We start from the raw sequence: 18,898 nt of genomic DNA, 5'->3' as shown, positions 1-18,898 counted from the left end.
TTGTGATGCAACATGTGATCGAGAGAAACACAGCCGTTTTGGCGATGTCAACCCTCGCGACAGAATTTTTTTCGGTTTCCGCTGCATCCAGCGCAATCGCTTGTGGCGCAAGGATGGTTGCCGCTGAAAGTGTTTCGGTGAACCCGAATTCACTCTTTTCAGGGCAGTTTTTGCGCGGATTCCGGGTTGTATTCGCCTTGGTGGGTGCGGACCTTGGTCCGCACCCACCAAAGGCCTTCGCCCATGACCTCTGCCCGATACCGCGTGAAGGCCGCAGCGGCGAAGATCGGGGACCACCCTTCCATCGGAACCTGACCGTGTCCCGACGTCTTGCCCGTACCCTGCTGGCCGCCGCCGTGCTGGCCGCTGTGCCCGCACTGTCCTCTGCCGCCGACCGCATCACCGGCCACACCTTCGCCACCCGCTCGGAAGTGATCGCGCCCCACGCCATGGCGGCCACCTCGCAGCCGCTGGCCACCCAGATCGCACTCGATGTGATGAAGGGCGGTGGCTCGGCGGTGGACGCGGCAATCGCCGCCAACGCTGCACTCGGCCTGATGGAGCCCACGGGCAACGGCATCGGCGGCGACCTGTTCGCCATCGTCTGGGACCCGAAGACGCAGAAGCTGTATGGCTACAACGGTTCGGGCCGCTCGCCGAAGTCGCTGACCCTGGCCGAGTTCCAGCGCCGTGGCCTGAAGGACATCCCGGCCACTGGCCCGCTGCCGGTGTCGGTACCGGGCGCGGTGGACGGCTGGTTCGCGCTGCACGAGCGCTTCGGCCGCACGCCGATGGCCGACAACCTGGCCCCGGCCATCCGCTACGCCCGCGAGGGCCATCCGGTGGCCGAAGTGATCGCCTACTACTGGGATCGCTCGGTGCCCAAGCTGTCGCAGTACCCGGGCTTCAAGGAGCAGTTCACGATCAACGGCCACGCCCCGCGCAAGGGCGAGATGTGGAAGAACCCGAACCTGGCCAGCACCCTGCAGAAGATCGCCGATGGCGGGCGCGACGCCTTCTACAAGGGTGATATCGCCCGCACCATCGGCGATTACTTCAAGGCCAATGGTGGTTACCTGAGCTACCAGGACATGGCCGACCACCACGGTGAGTGGGTCGAGCCGGTCAGCAGCAACTACCGCGGCTACGACGTGTGGGAACTGCCGCCGAACAGCCAGGGCATCGCCGCCCTGCAGATCCTCAACGTGCTGGAAGGCTACGATTTCTCGAAGATTCCGTTCGGCTCGCCGGAACACGTGCACCTGTTCGTGGAAGCGAAGAAGCTGGCCTTCGCCGACCGTGCGCGTTTCTACGCCGACATGGCGTTCCAGCCGGCGCCGGTGCAGAAGCTGATTTCCAAGGAGTACGCCGCGCAGCGCCGCGCGCTGATCTCGATGGACAAGGCGTTGAAGGAAGTGCAGCCGGGCACACCGAAACAGCTGGAAGAGGGCGACACCATCTACATGACCGTGGCCGACGCCGACGGCATGATGGTGTCGCTGATCCAGTCCAATTACCGTGGCATGGGCAGCGGCATGGCGCCGCCAGGGCTGGGCTTCATCCTGCAGGATCGCGGCGAGATGTTCGTGCTGCAGAAGAATCATCCCAACGGCTATGCACCGGGCAAGCGTCCGTTCCAGACCATCATCCCGGCCTTCATCACCAAGGACGGCAAGCCCTACGCCAGCTTCGGCGTCATGGGCGGTGCGATGCAGCCGCAGGGTCACGCGCAGATCGTGATGAACCTGGTGGACTTCGGCATGAACCTGCAGGAAGCCGGTGATGCGCCGCGCATCCAGCACGAGGGCTCGACCGAACCCACCGGGCAGGCCACGGCGATGACCGACGGTGGTGAGGTGAATCTGGAAACCGGATTCCCGTACGAGACGGTGCGTGCGCTGATGCGCAAGGGGCATCGCATTGTATTCGCCGACGGCCCGTATGGCGGGTACCAGGCGATCATGCGTGATCCGGACACCGGGGTTTACTACGGTGCGTCGGAGAGCCGCAAGGATGGGCAGGCGGCGGGGTACTGAGGTTTCCCGGCCAACGGGCGCAGCCCCCTCTGCGGTGATGGCAGTGATACGGGGCTTGGCCGGGCGGGTGGGCTGGTCGGGGGACGCCGTGAATCCGTCCCTGGAGGCTTGGCAGCCGCATCCATGCGGCTGACACCCCCGCCCAGCCCACCCGCCCGGCCTCTGACAGTTTCCTAGGGCCGCCACCGCAGGAAGAGAAAGAAGAAGATCAAAAGCAACAGCAACAGCCGCGCGCTGTGGGTTGGGGTCGGATCCGTTTTCCGAAGGAAAACGGATCCGACCCCATCTTGTTTTCCGATACAAAACATCCACGCATGGCGTGGATCTACCACCGTCACCGGAAATCTGTCGGGGGTGGGGCGGTGTGGGTGGGCAGGACCGTTGGCGCCATGGATGGCGCCATCGAGCCCCCAGGGGTGAGGGCGCTTTGCTTGCGAAGCACTGCTTCGCAAGCGCCCGAACGCACAGCCGCCAGCGGCTGGGCCGGTCTGGGGGTTTACGGCGTGTCCTGCCAGCCCACACCGACCCGCCAAACCAGCAGCAATCCGGAGCCGCTGTTGAAGTTGCTGTTGCCGTTGCTTGAAAAAAGCGGTGCAGCCGCAGGCTGCAAAACACCCTCAATCCGAATCCTGCGCGCGTGCGGCCTCCGCCTGGGTCTCTTCCTGCGCTGCCATCTCGCGCGCTATCCACGCATCGATCATGTGCCGCTGGCGCTGTGCCTGCCGCCGCTCGCGCGTGTACTCCTGGTCCAGCACCCGGTACAGCGACACCATCACCAGCACCATCAGCAGCGCAAATGGCAATGCCGCGATCGTGATCATGCCCTGCAGCGCATCCAGGCCGCCCGCCAGCAGCAGCGCCGCTGCGATCAATGCCACCGCGATGCCCCAGGCCAGCTTGCGCTTCAACGGCGGATCGCCCGCTTCATCGGTGGACATGCTGGCCAGCACCAGCACCGCCGAATCGGCCGATGTCACGAAGAAGATCATCAGCAGCACCAGCGCGATGCAGGAAAGCAGCAAGGGCAGCGGCATGCTGTCAAACAGGGTGAACAGCACCGTTTCATAGCCGTTGCCCAGTGCCTGTACCAGATCGGCATGGCCGAAGATCTGCGCCCACAGCGCGGTGCCGCCAAACACCGCGAACCAGAAGAAGCCCAGCACGGTCGGTGCCAGCACCACGCCGATGACGAACTCGCGGACACTGCGTCCGCGCGAGATACGCGCGATGAACGAGCCGACGAACGGAGCCCAGGAAATCCACCACGCCCAGTAGAAGATGGTCCAGTCCGCCACCCAGGTGCTGCCCGAGAACGGCGACATGCGCAGACTCATCGTCACCAGCTGGTTGAGGTACGAGCCCAGGGTGGTGGTGAACGTATCGAAGATGAATCCGGTCGGGCCCAGCACCAGTACGGTGGCGGCCAGCAGCGCGGCCAGCGCTAGGTTGAAGTTGGACAGCCACTTCACTCCGCGCTCCACGCCACTGGCGGTGGACGCCATGTACAGCACGAACGCGATGGCGATGATGGTCAGCTGCAGGGGCACGCCCGCGTGCAGGCCGAACACGCGCTCCATGCCGGCAGCGATCTGGATGGTGCCGAAGCCCAGCGTGGTGGCCACGCCAATCGCAGTGGCAACGACCGCTGCAATGTTGACTACGCGCCCGATCCAGCCGCGATGGTGGCGGCCGATGATCGGCTGCAGCATGTCGCTGACCAGGCCGCGGCCGTTGCGGTTGAACTGGAACCAGGCCATCGCTAGGCCGATCAGCGCGTAGATTGCCCAGGGGTGCAGGCCCCAATGGAAGAATGCATAGCGCATCGAAGCCCGCGCCGCGTCCATGCTCTGCGGGGCCAGGCCTTCCGGTGGCTTGGTGAAGTGGGAAATCGGCTCGGCGGCGCCCCAGAACACCAGGCCGATGCCCATGCCTGCGGCGAACAGCATCGACATCCAGCTGGCGCGCGAGAACTCCGGTTCGGCATCTTCACCGCCGATGCGCAGGTTGCCGAAACGACCGAAGGCCAGGTACATCAGGAAGGTCAGCGCCAGGAACACGACCAGAAGATAGAGCCAACCGACACTGCGGATGACATCGGCGAGTACCGACTGGACGACGGTATTGAACGGGCCGGGCGCGAAGCCAGCCAGCAGCACCAGGACGAGCACCAGTGCGATGGAAATGCGAAACACCATGAAGGAGCTTCTCCGATCAAGGGATTGAGGGGAGCGAGCAGAGCTTGCAGCGAGGGGCCGGCGGCGTGCAGCGCGAGCCGGGCAGGGGCCGCGTCGGCGGCGAAGGAAGCATCGGTCGCTGGAATGCGACGGACGTGCACGTTACTGAACGCGATGTCACGGCTCTGTTAGTACAGAAACAACGAATCCACGCGATGCGCGGCTGCAACGGTCATGAGCTGCAGTGCTTTCTATGCTCTAATGCGCAGCAAGAAGCGGGGGTACCGCGGCCAAACGGCCACGGTTGAGACAGTCCCTTGGAACCTGATCCGGCTCATACCGGCGTAGGGAAGCTTTGCAATGTTGCCATGCCCGGACTCCGCCCAGGGACCGTCCGCGCGTGGCGGCAGTGCGCCGCCGCTTCGTCCCTGACCTTCCTGGACGATGCCCGATGAACGCACAGCTCTCTGCCCTGCAGCAACAGGCCCAGCAACTCTCCGAATCCGTGACCCGGCCCATTCCCGGCTCGCGCAAGATCCACGTGCCCGGCTCGCGCCCGGACCTGCAGGTGCCGATGCGCGAGATCGCGCTGACCCGCACGCCGACGCTGTTCGGTGGCGAACAGAATGCACCGGTCACGGTCTACGACACGTCGGGCCCGTACACCGATCCGGAAGTGCGCATCGATCTGTCCGCTGGCTTGCCAGCGCTGCGTCGCGGCTGGGTGGAAGAGCGTGGCGACACCGAGCAGCTCGAAGGCCTGAGTTCTTCCTTCGGTCGCGATCGCGAGCATGACCCGAAGCTCGATGCGGTGCGCTTCCCCGCACGCAGCCTGCCGCGCCGTGCACGTGCCGGCGCCAACGTCACCCAGATGCATTACGCACGCCGCGGCATCATCACGCCGGAAATGGAATTCGTCGCCATCCGCGAGAACCAGCGGCTGGATGCGATCCGCGATGCAGGCCTGCTGCAGCAGCACCCCGGCGAGGCGTTCGGTGCATCGATCCAGAAGATCATCACGCCGGAATTCGTGCGCGACGAGATCGCCCGCGGCCGTGCGGTGCTGCCCAACAACATCAACCATCCGGAAAGCGAGCCGATGATCATCGGCCGCAACTTCCTCACCAAGATCAACGCCAACATCGGCAACAGCGCGGTGTCCTCCGGCATCGCCGAGGAGGTGGAGAAGCTGGTGTGGGCGATCCGCTGGGGCGGCGACACGGTGATGGACCTGTCCACCGGCAAGCACATCCACGAAACCCGCGAGTGGATCATCCGCAACTCGCCGGTGGCGATCGGCACCGTGCCGATCTACCAGGCGCTTGAAAAGGTCGACGGCCGCGCCGAGGCGCTGACCTGGGAGATCTTCCGCGACACGCTGATCGAGCAGGCCGAACAGGGCGTGGATTACTTCACCATCCATGCCGGCGTGCTGCTGCGCTATGTGCCGCTCACCGCCAAGCGGGTGACCGGCATCGTCAGCCGTGGTGGTTCGATCATGGCCAAGTGGTGCCTGGCACATCACAGGGAGAACTTCCTCTACACGCATTTCGAAGAAATCTGCGAGATCATGAAGGCCTACGACGTGACCTTCTCGCTGGGCGACGGCCTGCGCCCGGGCTGCATCGCCGATGCCAACGATGCAGCGCAGTTCGGTGAACTGGAAACGCTGGGCGAGCTGACGAAGATTGCCTGGAAGCACGACGTGCAGACCATGATCGAAGGCCCCGGCCACGTGCCGATGCAGCTGATCAAGGAGAACATGGACAAGCAGCTGCGCGAGTGTGGCGAAGCGCCGTTCTACACGCTGGGGCCGCTGACCACCGACATCGCACCCGGCTACGACCACATCACCAGTGCGATCGGCGCGGCGATGATCGGCTGGTTCGGCACCGCCATGCTCTGCTACGTGACGCCGAAGGAGCACCTGGGCCTGCCCAACCGCCAGGACGTGCGCGACGGCATCATGGCCTACCGCATCGCCGCGCATGCGGCCGACCTGGCCAAGGGCCACCCGGGCGCGCAGGTGCGCGACAACGCGCTGAGCAAGGCGCGTTTCGAGTTCCGCTGGGAGGACCAGTTCCACCTTGGCCTGGATCCGGAGAAGGCCAAGGAGTTCCATGATGAGACCCTGCCGAAGGACGCGCACAAGCTGGCCCACTTCTGTTCGATGTGCGGTCCGCACTTCTGCTCGATGAAGATCACCCAGGACGTGCGCGACTACGCCGAGGCCGGCATGAAGGAGAAGTCGGAGCAATTCCGCGCCGCCGGTGCCGAGGTGTACCACCAGGGGTGATGCGCGAAGGGGCGTGCCGGCCAGCAGCCGGCACGACCGCTCATCACGCCGCGTCCGGCTATCCTCCGCCCATCGCCCCGGGGAAAGGACGCCATGCCTGTTGCCATGACCACCCGCTGGCTGGCCATTGCCCGCCGCCATCCCTCGGCCTGGCTGCTGGGTGCACAACTGCTGGCGGTGCTGCTGTATCCCGCGCTGGATGACACCGCCGCCGGCCGCGCGGCGCTGGGCATGTTCGGGATGGCGGTGCTTGGCCTTGCCCTGTGGGTGGTGCAGCGCAGTCCGCTGGGCACCTGGCTGGCGCTGCTGCTGGCGATCCCCTCGGTGGTGTTCTCGCTGGCCGGCGCCCTGCTGGACCGCAGCGCGCTGCTGACCACGGCGCAGCTGCTGGAGAGCCTGCTGTACTTCTACACGGCCGGTGCGCTGATCGCCTACATGCTGCAGGACCATAAAGTCACCCGTGATGAGCTGTTTGCGGCCGGCGCGACTTTCACGCTGTTGGCCTGGGCGTTCGCGTTTGCGTTCGCGGTCTGCCAGCAGTGGTACCCGGGCAGTTTCCAGGGCACGGGCGGGGGGCCGCAGCGCAGCTGGATGGAATTGCTTTATCTGAGCTTCAGCTTGTTGTCCGGGGTCGGATTGAGCGATGTGGTGCCGCTGCATCCGCAGGCGCGGGCACTGGTCATGCTGGAACAGTTCGCGGGCGTCATGTATGTCGCGCTGGTGGTTTCACGACTGGTCGGACTGACGATGCTCCGGCGCATGTGAAAATGAACGCCAGATAAAAATTTCGCGCCCACAGGGGCGCGAATGGTGATGCAGATTATGTGAATGCGTCGGCGAGAGAGAGCCTGAGTGTCGACCCCGTCATAGGCGGGGTAACCGGCTTAGGCTAATATCGGTACGCGTAATTGTTTTTGCGGTATGCGCCGATGCTTTGTGCGGAATCTGGCTTTTTGTTGTCCCTGCATGGGGACGGTATCGCTGGTGAAACCTGCCCAGGCCCGTCCCTACTGTATATCGGAAAATGAACAGCAGCGAAACACAGCCGCCCGAGGCCGACCGCATCCAGGTTGGCGAATGCGTCGTCACTTTGTCCTCGCGAGAGGTCGAAGTTGCGGGTGCGCGTCGTCCACGCCGGCTGACACCGAAGGCGCTGGGTGTGCTGCGCGTGCTGCTGCGGCAGCCAGGCCGGGTGGTCACCCGCGAGGAGCTGTTTGCCGAAGTGTGGCCTGACACGCTGCCGACCAACGACGTGTTGACCCAGGCGGTCACGCAGCTGCGCAAGGCATTTGCCAACGACGACGACAACGGCCAGGCCTATATCGAGACCATCGCCAAGAGCGGCTACCGGCTGCTGGTTCCGGTCCAGGTGCTGGAAGCGCCCGAGCCTGCGATGGAGATCGGTGAGATCGCCGATCCGCCGCTGGCGCTGGCAGGCGCCGCAGGCGTGGTTCCCGTCGGCATCGCGGTGCCGGCACCGGGCCTGCGCCGGACCTGGCGCCAGGTCCGGCGCAAGGTGCTGCTGGTGGCAGGCCTGTTGATGCTGGCGGCGGTGATCGTGCTGACGATGCTGCTGCTGCGCCGGGCCCCGGTGGCGAGTTCGCCGGTGGATGCGGCTGTCGAGAACGGTGTCCGCGTGATCGGCAGCCCGCAGCGGCCCTACCGGCTGATTACCGCGACCAGTGGTTTTGAGACCTATCCAACACTCTCTCCCGATGGTTCGCAGGTCGCCTACGAAGGTGCCAACGAGGATGGCAAGGGCGGCGGAGCGATCAAGGTGCAGACCTCGGGCAATGCGCCCGCGCGCCAGTTGCTGGCCCCCCCGGTGGGCGCCAGCGATCGTTTTCCCAGCTGGTCGCCGGATGGCCGCGAGATCGCCTTTGCACGGTTCAGCGCCGAAGGCGGCTGCCAGGTGCTGATTGCCAGCGCTACGGGCGGCGCGCTGCGCCAGGCGACACGCTGTGACGGCACCGAACTGCTCAGTTTCGACTGGACCCCCGACGGCCGAGGGCTGGTATTCGGCAGCATGGTCGGGCGGTATGCGCATCGCGGCATCCGGGTGCTGGACCTGGCCAGTGGTCAGTGGAATGCCCTGGACTACAGCGTTGATGCGGACGACTTCGACTATGCGCCGCGCTACTCGCCGGACGGCAAGTGGCTGGTGTTCGTGCGCAATCCGCAGATGGGCGACCTGTGGCGGATGCCGGCCAGTGGCGGCGTCCCGGAGCAGCTGACCAATGAAGCGGCCGAGCAGCGGGGCTGGGCGTGGGTCGATGATGGCCGCACCATCGTGTTCGGGCGGCGTGTCGACAGCGAAGTGCGCCTGTACTACCTCGACGTTGAACGCCGCACGCTGCGTGATGCCGGCCTGGACGATGCGCAGTGGCCGGCGGTGTCGCGGCATGGCGGGGTGCTGGCGTTCGTTCACCGCCGTGCGCAGTTCGGTGTGTTCAAGGTGCCGACCGATGGCGGCAGCGCGCAGCGCCTGTTCGCTTCCAGTGGCCGCGATGGCCAGCCGATGGCGGCGCCTGACGGCCGGCAGCTGGTCTTCACCTCTGATCGTTCGGGCAGTTTCGCCCTGTGGTGGGCCGACATGCAGCGGCCGGACTCGTTGCGGCCGATCGAGGGCCTGCGGCCAGAGGGGCGGCAGGCACCGGACTGGGCCGCCGACAGCCGTCACCTGCTGGTGGTGGGGCGCGATGAACACGGACGCACGGTGATCTACGAGATCTCACCGCGTGATGAGCGCCTGCAGGCACTGCCGGTGCCGGCGGAGCAGCCGCTGCAGGCCCTGTACGGTGCAACCGAGGACCAGCTGCTGGTGGTTGAACGCGATGCGGACCAGCGCACCCGGTTGAGCCTGTTCGATCGCAGCACCCAGCCCTGGCGCCGGCTGGCCAGCATCGAGGGGGTATCGCAGGCCCGTTTCGATCGTGGCAGCGGGCGGGTGCTGTTCACGCGGCTGGCGGCTGGCGGGCTGTGGTCGGTCGATCCGGCGCTGTCGTCGGCCAGCGTGCGCCAGATCAGCGAGGACCGGCCGAGCCGCTGGCGCTATCGCACCTGGACGGTCGCCGGCAGTGGCGCTGTCGGCTACCTGGGAACCTCTACCCGGTGTGGCACGACCCTGGTCCGCATCGAGGCCGGTGTCGAGGCCCCGGAGCGTTGCCTGGATGCACAACGGCTCAGCGCGGGCAACGGGATCAGTGCCAGCGCCGATGGTCGTGATCTGTACGTGGCCCTGGCCGTGAGCGATGGTGCCGACATCGGCGTCATGCAGCTGCCTCCGCCGGCGCCGACGCTGTTTCCGGCGTTCTCCAGGATTTTGATTTTCAAGAAGAATTTTTCTTCGTAATTTTTTCGTGCCGTTCTCGCCGCGAATTCGTGGCGATCTCGGCAGACTTTCCTGACGCGCTGCCGCCCGATTGGGCAAAACGGAGGCCTGTACTAGGCAAATCCGTGGTGCCCCCATGCGTCAACTCTCGCTGGCCGATCGCGGCCAAACCGTCTCTCTCGACAAGTCCCTCGATGAAGGTACGCCGACCTGCCTGGGCGTCGCCCGGCTGGGCAGCCTGCAGACGGCGGGAAGCAGCTTCACGGTCTGGATGCAGGTGCGTGGCAGTTCCTGGGTCGAAGCCAAGGAAGGTCGCTTCCGGCTGCGCCAGGGCGAGTGGATCGCATTCGAGAAGGAGTCCCGGCCGCTGGTACAGGCCGGCCGCAACGGGTTGTGCGTGGGCCTGAACCTGAACGTCGAAGCGCTGCGGGTGCTGACCGAGATGGCCGACTGTGGCCTGTATGCCGGTCGTGGCCGCCTTAACCGCAGCGACGCCCGGGTGGGCCTGCGGCTGTGGCGCGATGCGCTGGCCAGTGGCCAGCCGGCGCATGCACTGAGGCCGCTGCTGCTGCATCTGGCAAGCCTGCAGCGGGGCCTGGCCGAGAACGTGCAGCGCTGCCCGGGGCGCTCGCGCAGCCGCAAGCGGCAGGTGTTCGGGCGCATGCAGCGCGCAAGGCTGTACCTGGAGGGCAACAGCCATCGCGTGGTGCGCATCGGTGAGTTGGCCGAGCTGACCAACTTCTCCAGCTGGTATCTCTCCAAGACCTTCCAGAGCCTCTACGAAGAGAGTCCTCAGTCGCTTTCGGCACGGTTGCGCCTGGAACGGGCCGCCGATCTGCTGCGTGACACCGACATGATGGTGGGTGAGGTTGCCGCAGCCAGCGGATTCGACAACTGCTGCAGCTTCGCCCGCGCCTTCCGCGCCCGCTATGGCCAATCCGCTTCGCGCTTCCGCGAAAACGGCGGGGTTCTGCCGCCACATTCTGCAAAGTCTCTGGTTGGGTCGCGCAAATACAGCGTCGCAACGCAATCGTAACGTGCTGGGGTGTTTTAACACGCTGCTAACACGTACCTTGGAGAGATAGATGAACGTTTGTAATCCCGCAGTGCGGCTCGGCCTGCTGCCCGCCGGCATCGCGCTGGCGCTGGCGCCGGCCTTTGCTTCCGCCCAGGAAGCGAAGGCCACGACCGACCTGGACCGCATTTCGGTCACCGGCTCGCGCATCCGCCAGGCGAGCATGGAAACCGCGCAGCCCGTGATCGCGCTGCAGCGCGCCGACATCGAGAAGCAGGGCTTCACCAGCGTCGGCGATATCGTGCAGAACCTGTCGGCGACCGGTTCGCCGGCCATCAGCCGTGCCGACGCCCTGACCTCGGGCGAAGAAGTGGGCGGCCAGTACGTCGACCTGCGCGGCCTGGGCCCGGAGCGCACCCTGGTGCTGTTGGACGGCAAGCGCATGGGCGTCAGCACCGGCGGCTACACCGACCTGGCTGCCATCCCGACCTCGGTGGTCGAGCGCATTGAAGTGCTGACCGACGGCGCCTCGGCGATCTACGGCTCCGACGCCATCGCCGGCGTGATCAACATCATCACCCGCAAGAACTTCGACGGCCTGGAAGCCAGCGTCTACGGCGGCCAGTACGGCCAGGGCGACGGCGAGAAGCAGGTCTACAACTTCGTCTACGGCCAGACCGGTGAGCGCGGCTCGATCACCTTCGGTGCCGAGTACAGCAAGGAAGATCCGGTCTGGGCGAAGGATCGTTCCTTCAGCCGCTACCCGAACGGTCGCTTCCACCCGAACCCGACCGATTCGGATGCCAACGGCTGGTCGCCGGCGTCCAACCACGGCGTGCTGATTGATGACATGGGCACCCCGAAGGACGCGAACGACGACGTCTGGTACACCCGCGGCAACAACGGCTCGGGCAACACCATGGCCGATTTCCGCGAGTTCGGCACGGCTGACTACACCAATGCCAGCCAGGAAATGTGGCTGCAGAACAAGCTGACCCGTCGTTCGGTGTTCGCCAATGGCAACTACGACCTGACCGACAACATCCGCGCCACCGCGAACGTGCTGTACACCAAGCGTACGGCCACCCAGCAGATCGCCGGCTACCCGTACCAGTCCGAGGTCTACGGCACCCCGCTGTCGGCCGACAGCATCTACAACCCGCTGGGCAAGGACGCGGAATTCATCCGTCGTACCTCCGAAGTGCCGCGTCAGACCGAATCCGAGCAGGAGACCTTCCGCTTCTCGGCCGGCCTGGAAGGTTCGTTCGAGTTCGGCGACAAGTTCTGGGACTGGGACGTGGGTTACGTCTACAACCAGAACAAGGGCGTGAAGACCGGCACCGGCAACCTGTTCATCCCGAACGTGCAGAATGCGGTCGGCCCGTCCTTCATGGACGGCGACGTTGCCCGTTGCGGCACCCCGGGCCACGTCATCGCCGGCTGCACCCCGTGGAACCCGCTGGCACCGTACGGCTCGACCGGCAACGGCTCGCTGGCCGATCCGGCCCTGCAGGCCTACCTGTACCTGCCGAGCCACGATACCTACACCAACACCACCAAGGCCTACAGCGCCAACATCGGTGGCTCGCTGTTCTCGCTGCCGGCCGGTGAGCTGGCCATCGCGGCCGGTTACGAGCACCGCGAAGAAAGCGGCGAGTACAACCCGGATGCGCTGCTGCAGTCGGGCCTGAGCACCGACCTGGCTGGCAAGCCGACCAAGGGCAGCTACAAGCTCGACGAGTTCTACGTCGAACTGAACGTGCCGGTGCTGGCCGACATGCCGTTCGCCAAGGAGCTGTCGCTCGACATGGCCGGCCGCTACTCGGACTACAACACCTTCGGTGACACCATCAACAGCAAGTTCGGCCTGAAGTGGAAGCCGATCGACGACCTGCTGGTGCGTGCGACCTACTCGACCGGCTTCCGCGCCCCGAGCATCTCCAACATGTACGGTGGCACGTCGCAGACCTTCGACGCCTACACCGATCCGTGCGACAGCAGCTTCGGCTCGGCCGCGCGCAACCCGTCGGTTGCCGCAGCCTGCCAGGCGGGCGGCGTTCCGGCCAACTTCCGCCAGATCACCTCCGGCGGTGCGCAGTCGACCGGCCCGGGCACCCAGTCCTACAGCGCCTTCGAGTCGGGCTCCAACCCGGAACTGAAGCCGGAAACCTCCAAGACCTGGACCGCAGGCCTGGTGTACAGCCCGAACTTCGTGCAGGGCCTGGACGTCAGCCTGGACTGGTGGAAGATCCGCATCAACAACGTGATCGCCGCCGAGTCGGTGACCTCGATCCTCAACCAGTGCTACGTGCTGGGCGTGGCGTCGGCGTGTGAGCGTTTCGAACGCGGCACCGACGGCCGCACCGTCAACCAGGTGGTCGACGTCACCCGTACCCTGATCAACGGTGGTTACCAGGAAACCGCAGGTTACGACCTGGGCGTCAAGTACCGCCTGCCGGAGTTCTCCTTCGGCAAGTTCGTCATCGACTGGAAGACCACCTACGTCGATTACCTCGAGTACAAGCGTGACAACGAGGCCGAAACCCCGGTCGAGCAGCACACCAGCTGGGCGACCGGCGATTGGGGTGCCAACTTCCGCGTCCGTTCGAACCTCAATGTCGACTGGACCCTGGGCAACCTGGGCGTGAACTGGGGCGTGCGTTACTACTCGGGCATGAAGGAGCCGTGCTCCTACGATACCGAGTGCAACCTGCCTGACTTCACCTCGGCCTATACCCTGGGCCAGCCGAGCCGAAAGGTCGGTTCGAACACCTTCCACGACGTGCAGGTGCGTTACAACCTGCCGTGGCAGGCCACTGTCTCGCTCGGTGCCAACAACGTGTTCAACCACGAAGGCCCGGTCATGTACAGCCAGCCGAACTCGAGCTTCTCCTACTACGGTGGCTTCGATATCGGTCGCTTCTACTACATGAAGTACACCCAGCGCTTCTGATCGATCGAAGTGCGACAGCAGTAATGGGAGGGCGGGCCGCAAGGCCCGCCCTCTTTATTTGTAGGGGAATTCCGAAACATGTTGGAAGGTGAGCGAAATCACGTTCCTGCCGTGTCGTAATCAACACAGTTGACGGGTCCACTTGCGGACACTTGCACATGGAGAGAGCGATGAAGAGCACGCTGTTGCACAAACTGTCTGCTGCTGCACTGATCTATGCAACATTGGTGGGTGCGGTGTTCGCCCAGACCGGTGGCGTCTGTGGGGGCGGGCTGTACTGCGAGGAGCTTCGCCAGGAATGCCTGGCTGCGGGCAAGTCGAAGGTGCTGTGTGATCTGCAGTATCGTCACTGCGTGCAGGATGCCTGCGGCGCGCGTTGATGCAGGAAAGGGCGCGCCGTGAGGCGCGCCCCTTGAGATTCGCTGGGTTGCAAGGGCGGCTCAGACTTCGCTGGGTACCAGCCCCATCAAGGCGTTGGCGTGCTCGCGCCATTGCGGCAGCTTGTTGAGCACGCCCGCGCGCTGCAGGTAGTCCTCGTCCACCGGATCGCCGTTGACCAGGGCCAATGCCACGTGCACCGCACCGGTCACCCAGAAGCTGCGCGTATTGGCGCGCTGCGGCTGCAGGTGGAAGGCCACCGCTTCGATGATCGGCATCGGCAGGCCCCACAGGCCCAGCAGATAGGCGCCCGCCTCGGCGTGGCCGGGGCGCGTGTCTCCCGCCAGCGACGGTTCGGAACGTTCGTTGCGCACACCGGGCAGCAGCAGGCCGATGTCGGCCAGCAGCGCGGCGGTCGCGCCCAGTTCGGCGCTGGATTCGGGCAGCAGGCGTGCGGCCAGCCGCGAGGCAAGCAGGGCGCGCTGCTGCAGCGAATTGCGTTCGGCGGTCGACAGCGTCGGTGCCGAAAACACTTCGCTGGCCAGCACCAGGTCGCGCAGCGTGGCCAGGCCCAGCCGGGTCACCGCGGTGCGCAGGTCGGAGATGGTGCGGCCCTGGCTGAAGAACGCCGAGTTCGACAACTGCAGCACCTTGGCGGCGATGGCCGGATCGGCGGCGACCAGCTTGGCGACGTCAGCGCTGTCGGCATCGTCGTCGTGCTCCAGCGCCTGGGTCAGGCTCAGGTACAGGTGCGGCGGCGATGGCAGCTTCTCGATGCGGCCGATGGCATCGCGCAGGCGTGGGCTGTCCAGCACCTCGCGCAGCTCTTCCAGGCTGGTCAGCGCTTCCAGCAGCACTTCCGGCGCCAACGGCAACGGCAGGAAGCGATGGGCGACACCGATCAGGCGTGCCGGCGGCGGACGGTTGCCATGCAGGGCATCCACCAGCGCGATGCGGATGGTTTCCGGGCGCAGGGTCCGGATCTGGCCCAGCAGCGTGGTGGCATTGAGGTCCGGCAGCTGCGGGCAGACGATCACCGCGTCCACGCCCTGCGTGGCGACCGCGGTCATCGCAGCCTGGCCATCGGAGGCGGTCAATGGTTGCCAGTCTTCCCCAAGATCGGCAATGAATTCGGTCAGCTCGGCCGGCAGGCTGGCTGCATCCCCAACAAGCAGAATACGCACGACACATTCCCCTGGCTGTCTCGACGATGGATGTCGACGACGTGTGAAGTGACGCAATTTACCTAATACGGCAGCAAGAGTGATGTGCCGTCGTCGTGAAACGTGACCCGCATCGCTCCGGCAGGGCATGCCGGAGCGATCCGGTTCAGGCTCAGGCCTTGCTGTCGAGGTGGCGCTGGTGCGCCTCGATCAGGATCTGCTTGGCCTCGGCGGCGCCGCCCCAGCCGTCGAGCTTGACCCACTTGCCCTTTTCCAGGTCCTTGTAGTGCTCGAAGAAGTGGCCGATGCGCTCCAGCCAGTGGCTGGACACCTGGGCGATGTCTTCAACGTGGGCGTAGCCGCTGAAGATCTTCGAGACCGGCACGGCCAGGATCTTCTCGTCGCTGCCTGCCTCGTCGCTCATCTTCAGCACGCCGACCGGACGGCAGCGCACCACCGAGCCCGGCACCAGCGGCAGCGGCAGCACCACCAGCACGTCGGCCGGGTCGCCATCGCCACACAGGGTGCTCGGCACGTAGCCGTAGTTGCACGGGTAGCGCATCGGGGTGGACAGGATGCGGTCGACGAAGATCGCGCCGGTTTCCTTGTCCACTTCGTACTTCACCGGCTCCGAGTCCTTCGGGATCTCGATGATGACGTTGATTTCTTCCGGCGGGTTCTTGCCGGGCGAGACGAGTTCCAGACCCATGGTGTGCTCCAGGTGGGGGGTGTAGACGGATAGCTGACCATTTTATGCCTTTGCCGGGCGCTGTGCAGGGGAGGGCAGCCCACGGCACCGCGCGGGGCGTCCCTACGGACCGCCCGGGGTTTGGCTGATGGGGAACCCGGCGCGGGCGGCGCAGGCTGGACCCCCATCTCCGAGGAGTGCTGCCCATGTCCTGGCATGCCCGATTCACCGCCGTCGTGCTGCTGCTGATGTCCCTGCCGGCGCCTGCCCGAGGCCTGCACGTCGATCTGATCGACTATCCGCGACCGGAGGCCAACTGGGAGCGCGCCTATGGCCTGGAGGCGGCGCTGACGAGGGAGTTCGACGCGCGCTGCGCCGATACCTGGTGTGAAGGGCAGTACAGCAATTACCAGGTACTGGAGTTTCGTTGTGCCGTACTGGCCCATCGCGGCACCGTGCAGCGATGTGCCTGGGTCATTGCCGCCAGTGAGCTGGCGGTACAGGCCGACAGTGGCGAGATTCGCGTCGACAATGGCCGCTGGGTCTGTCCGGTGGAGTTGCATCCGGGGGTGCCGGTTGAGGCTTTCCATGCCGCGCTGGACGCACCGGGTGGCCTGGCGGCCTCCCTGCCAGGGCTCGATCACGGCCTGTTCGACGAGCTTCCCCACTGCATACGGAATGCGCGGAGGGACGGCTGATGGGCGGGTTCAAGGCACGTTGGCTGGCCTGCGCGCTGTTGATGGCGGGGGCCGTGCAGGCAGGTCCGCTCTACGTGGATGCCCGTGACTACCCCGCACCGGGCGCCGGCCACGCGCGTTTCCTCGCAGCCGAGCGTCAGCTGGTGCGCGGCTTTGACGACGTCTGTGGCGATACCTTCTGCGAGGGGGAGTACTACAACCTCAGGGCGATGCGCCTGCGCTGCTCGGTACAACAATCCACCGGCGTGGTTGCCGGTTGCGTCTGGACCTTTTCGGGAAGCTCGACCTGGGTCCGGCAGACCGGGCAGATCGATGCCGATGTCGGCCGCTATGCCTGCGCGGTGCCTCTGGCTGCAGGAACCCGGCTGGACGAACTGTTGGAGGTATGGGGCGTCGGATCCGGACATGACGCGCTGCATGCCTTGCTGCCTGGAACCCGTACGAGCGTCTACGACGGGCTGACCGACTGCCTGTGAGAGTCGCCAGGAATGCAAACGTGACTGATTCGCATTAACGGAGTAGCATGCGCGACGCCTTCTTGTCCGTGGTACCGGCTCCGCGCATGTCCTCCAATGCCGCCACCCTCACCGAACTGCTGATCCGCGAGCGGTCAGCGCTGCTGCGCCGCGTCCAACGCATCCTGGGGAGCGACGGCGGCGCCGAGGACGTGATCCAGGCGGTGTGGTTCAAGGCGCGTGGGGTCGACGACAGCCAGGCCATCGACAACCCGCGCGCCTACCTGTACCGGCTGGCCGCCAACCTGGCCACCGACCACGGTCGTGAATCGACCCGCCGCAACCGCCTGCTGGCGGACCACTATCTGTGGGGGCCGGACGAGGTGATCTCGACCGAGGAGCAGGCCATGGCGCAGGACGAACTGCAGCGCGTGCTGGATGCGGCAGGCCACCTGCCGGAACCGACGCGCAGCATCTTCCGGCTCAACCGCCTGCAGGGCCTGACCCAGGCCGAGATCGCGCGCCGCCTCGGCGTGTCGGTCACCACCGTCGAGAACCATGTGCGCACTGCGCTGCAACGCCTGGCCTGGGCGCGCAGCGGTCGATGACCGTCCGATCTTGGGGTTGCCCTTCGCTGGAACGTCTTGATCACTGGACCGTGGATGCGGTCTAGTTCCCCTGCCCGCGCTTGAATGCGCCTGTCCGCCAGCCGATGAGCCCGCCGAACATGCTGCCCGCCGCCAATGACGATGCCCTGGCCGAACAGGCCCGGGGCTGGATCGCGTGGCTGGCGTCGGGCGACGTCGGCGAGGCGCGGATGCACGAGTTCGAACGCTGGCTGGCCCAGCCGGAGCACCGCCGGGCCTTCGAACACGAGCGCGCGCTGTGGCGCAGCATCGGGCCGCGTCCGCAGGCCAGGCCGGTGCAGCGGCCGCGGTCGCGGCGACTGCGCTGGGCGATGGCTGCCGCGGCCGCACTGGCGATGCTGGTGGCCTGGCCGGAAGCCTGGCTGCGCCTGCAGGCCGATCATCGCAGCACGCACGTGGTGCAGGACGTGCAACTGCCCGACGGCAGCCGTGCAGTGCTGGATGCGGACAGCGCGATCGCCGTGCACTTCGACGCGCATGCACGCCAGGTCGAACTGCTGCGCGGACGCGCCTGGTTCGACGTCACGCCTGATGCAGAGCGGCGTTTCAGTGTGCGTGCGGGCAATGGTGTGGTCGAGGACATCTCGACCGCGTTCACCGTCGCGCGCGGCGATGGCCAGGTGGAAACCCAGGTCGGGCAGGGCAGGGTGCGGGTGGCCAGCCCGGCCGACGGTGGCTGGACCTACCTGCAGGTGGGCCAGCGCGCAGTCTATGGCGAGCACAGTGGCGTGGCCCGCTTGGAAGACGTGGCGGCGGACAGCGTAGGCGCGTGGCGCCAGGGCGAACTGCTGCTGGAGCAGGCCAGCGTCGCCGATGCCGTGCATTGGGTGGGACGTTATCGTGCCGGGCCGACCTTCGTGCGCGGTGACCTTTCGCGGCTGCCGGCGGTGAGTGCAGCGCTGCGCATCGATCGCCCGGAACAGGCACTGGATGCGCTGGCTGCAACGGCCGGCCTGCAGGTGACCCGTCTTCCCTTCGGTGTTGCCATCGTCCAGTAGATCCACGCCATGCGTGGATGCCTTCACCCGTCATCTTCCGCAAATCTCCCTTGGGGTCGTCGCGCT

At 65.9% G+C, this 18,898-nt stretch carries 14 protein-coding genes and 1 riboswitch; of the genes, 11 read left to right on the top strand and 3 right to left on the bottom strand.

Translation table 11 applies throughout. The features are described from left to right. Positions 1-317 precede the first annotated feature (317 nt). Positions 318-2,036 (top strand): gamma-glutamyltransferase, encoded by a 1,719-nt coding sequence (ggt, locus tag VN11_RS18000; RefSeq protein ID WP_053450727.1) that lies wholly within the window; start codon positions 318-320, stop codon positions 2,034-2,036. Between the two features lie 617 nt (positions 2,037-2,653). Here ggt and VN11_RS17995 read toward each other — a convergent pair. Then, the gene (locus VN11_RS17995; protein ID WP_008267394.1) at positions 2,654-4,231 is read right to left on the bottom strand and encodes a BCCT family transporter; all 1,578 of its coding nucleotides are present in this window, start codon (positions 4,229-4,231) and stop codon (positions 2,654-2,656) included. Between the two features lie 246 nt (positions 4,232-4,477). Further along, a riboswitch (TPP riboswitch) is annotated at positions 4,478-4,579 on the top strand. A gap of 82 nt (positions 4,580-4,661) precedes the next feature. Between VN11_RS17995 and thiC the strand changes: the two genes are divergently transcribed. From thiC to VN11_RS17965, 6 genes are all read left to right on the top strand, one after another. Continuing rightward, positions 4,662-6,506 carry a phosphomethylpyrimidine synthase ThiC gene (gene thiC / locus VN11_RS17990; protein ID WP_053450726.1) on the top strand — a complete coding sequence of 615 codons (1,845 nt, stop codon included), beginning with the start codon at positions 4,662-4,664 and terminating at the stop codon, positions 6,504-6,506. A 93-nt stretch (positions 6,507-6,599) separates the two neighbouring features. Then, complete coding sequence (locus VN11_RS17985) at positions 6,600-7,271, top strand: ion channel (protein WP_050413344.1); 672 nt, start codon at positions 6,600-6,602, stop codon at positions 7,269-7,271. Positions 7,272-7,530: 259 nt separating this feature from the next. Beyond that, on the top strand, positions 7,531-9,858 hold the full coding sequence (locus tag VN11_RS17980; RefSeq protein WP_053450725.1) for a winged helix-turn-helix domain-containing protein: 2,328 nt from the start codon (positions 7,531-7,533) through the stop codon (positions 9,856-9,858). A gap of 115 nt (positions 9,859-9,973) precedes the next feature. Further along, positions 9,974-10,873: a helix-turn-helix transcriptional regulator gene (locus VN11_RS17975; protein WP_049456953.1), complete on the top strand. Its 900-nt coding sequence runs from the start codon at positions 9,974-9,976 to the stop codon at positions 10,871-10,873. Positions 10,874-10,922: 49 nt separating this feature from the next. Further along, on the top strand, positions 10,923-13,805 hold the full coding sequence (locus tag VN11_RS17970) for a TonB-dependent receptor (protein ID WP_053450724.1): 2,883 nt from the start codon (positions 10,923-10,925) through the stop codon (positions 13,803-13,805). 170 nt (positions 13,806-13,975) lie between these two features. Next, positions 13,976-14,185: a hypothetical protein gene (locus tag VN11_RS17965; RefSeq protein WP_010483987.1), complete on the top strand. Its 210-nt coding sequence runs from the start codon at positions 13,976-13,978 to the stop codon at positions 14,183-14,185. A 60-nt stretch (positions 14,186-14,245) separates the two neighbouring features. On the opposite strand, the gene VN11_RS17960 is transcribed toward VN11_RS17965, so the two are convergent. Next, entirely contained in the window at positions 14,246-15,367 is a 1,122-nt protein-coding gene (locus tag VN11_RS17960; protein WP_053450723.1) for an HDOD domain-containing protein, read from the bottom strand. A 151-nt stretch (positions 15,368-15,518) separates the two neighbouring features. Then, complete coding sequence (ppa, locus tag VN11_RS17955) at positions 15,519-16,055, bottom strand: inorganic diphosphatase (RefSeq protein WP_005410935.1); 537 nt, start codon at positions 16,053-16,055, stop codon at positions 15,519-15,521. 185 nt (positions 16,056-16,240) lie between these two features. Between ppa and VN11_RS17950 the strand changes: the two genes are divergently transcribed. The 4 genes from VN11_RS17950 to VN11_RS17935 all read left to right on the top strand — a co-directional run bounded on the left by VN11_RS17950 (position 16,241) and on the right by VN11_RS17935 (position 18,832). Continuing rightward, the gene (locus VN11_RS17950) at positions 16,241-16,732 is read left to right on the top strand and encodes a hypothetical protein (protein WP_053450722.1); all 492 of its coding nucleotides are present in this window, start codon (positions 16,241-16,243) and stop codon (positions 16,730-16,732) included. Beyond that, the gene (locus VN11_RS17945) at positions 16,732-17,208 is read left to right on the top strand and encodes a hypothetical protein (RefSeq protein WP_053450721.1); all 477 of its coding nucleotides are present in this window, start codon (positions 16,732-16,734) and stop codon (positions 17,206-17,208) included. Before VN11_RS17950 ends, VN11_RS17945 begins: the two co-directional genes overlap by 1 nt. Before the next feature lie 86 nt (positions 17,209-17,294). Further along, positions 17,295-17,795 (top strand): RNA polymerase sigma factor, encoded by a 501-nt coding sequence (locus VN11_RS17940; RefSeq protein WP_049456982.1) that lies wholly within the window; start codon positions 17,295-17,297, stop codon positions 17,793-17,795. A gap of 104 nt (positions 17,796-17,899) precedes the next feature. Next, positions 17,900-18,832 carry a FecR family protein gene (locus VN11_RS17935; RefSeq protein ID WP_053450720.1) on the top strand — a complete coding sequence of 311 codons (933 nt, stop codon included), beginning with the start codon at positions 17,900-17,902 and terminating at the stop codon, positions 18,830-18,832. Positions 18,833-18,898 lie beyond the last annotated feature (66 nt).

It is taken from the genome of Stenotrophomonas maltophilia, from assembly GCF_001274595.1.
Classification (GTDB): domain Bacteria; phylum Pseudomonadota; class Gammaproteobacteria; order Xanthomonadales; family Xanthomonadaceae; genus Stenotrophomonas; species Stenotrophomonas forensis.
The sequence above is the reverse complement of the archived record's forward strand: the minus strand, read 5'-3'. Positions and strand labels throughout refer to the sequence as shown.

What these genes read in the sequence shown, in the direction of transcription:
- VN11_RS17995 (WP_008267394.1), bottom strand. Translation starts at nt 4,231, where the DNA reads ATGGTGTTTCGCATTTCCATCGCACTGGTGCTCGTCCTGGTGCTGCTG.
- thiC (WP_053450726.1), top strand. Translation starts at nt 4,662, where the DNA reads ATGAACGCACAGCTCTCTGCCCTGCAGCAACAGGCCCAGCAACTCTCC.
- VN11_RS17985 (WP_050413344.1), top strand. Translation starts at nt 6,600, where the DNA reads ATGCCTGTTGCCATGACCACCCGCTGGCTGGCCATTGCCCGCCGCCAT.
- VN11_RS17980 (WP_053450725.1), top strand. Translation starts at nt 7,531, where the DNA reads ATGAACAGCAGCGAAACACAGCCGCCCGAGGCCGACCGCATCCAGGTT.
- VN11_RS17975 (WP_049456953.1), top strand. Translation starts at nt 9,974, where the DNA reads ATGCGTCAACTCTCGCTGGCCGATCGCGGCCAAACCGTCTCTCTCGAC.
- VN11_RS17970 (WP_053450724.1), top strand. Translation starts at nt 10,923, where the DNA reads ATGAACGTTTGTAATCCCGCAGTGCGGCTCGGCCTGCTGCCCGCCGGC.
- VN11_RS17965 (WP_010483987.1), top strand. Translation starts at nt 13,976, where the DNA reads ATGAAGAGCACGCTGTTGCACAAACTGTCTGCTGCTGCACTGATCTAT.
- ppa (WP_005410935.1), bottom strand. Translation starts at nt 16,055, where the DNA reads ATGGGTCTGGAACTCGTCTCGCCCGGCAAGAACCCGCCGGAAGAAATC.
- VN11_RS17950 (WP_053450722.1), top strand. Translation starts at nt 16,241, where the DNA reads ATGTCCTGGCATGCCCGATTCACCGCCGTCGTGCTGCTGCTGATGTCC.
- VN11_RS17945 (WP_053450721.1), top strand. Translation starts at nt 16,732, where the DNA reads ATGGGCGGGTTCAAGGCACGTTGGCTGGCCTGCGCGCTGTTGATGGCG.
- VN11_RS17940 (WP_049456982.1), top strand. Translation starts at nt 17,295, where the DNA reads ATGTCCTCCAATGCCGCCACCCTCACCGAACTGCTGATCCGCGAGCGG.
- VN11_RS17935 (WP_053450720.1), top strand. Translation starts at nt 17,900, where the DNA reads ATGAGCCCGCCGAACATGCTGCCCGCCGCCAATGACGATGCCCTGGCC.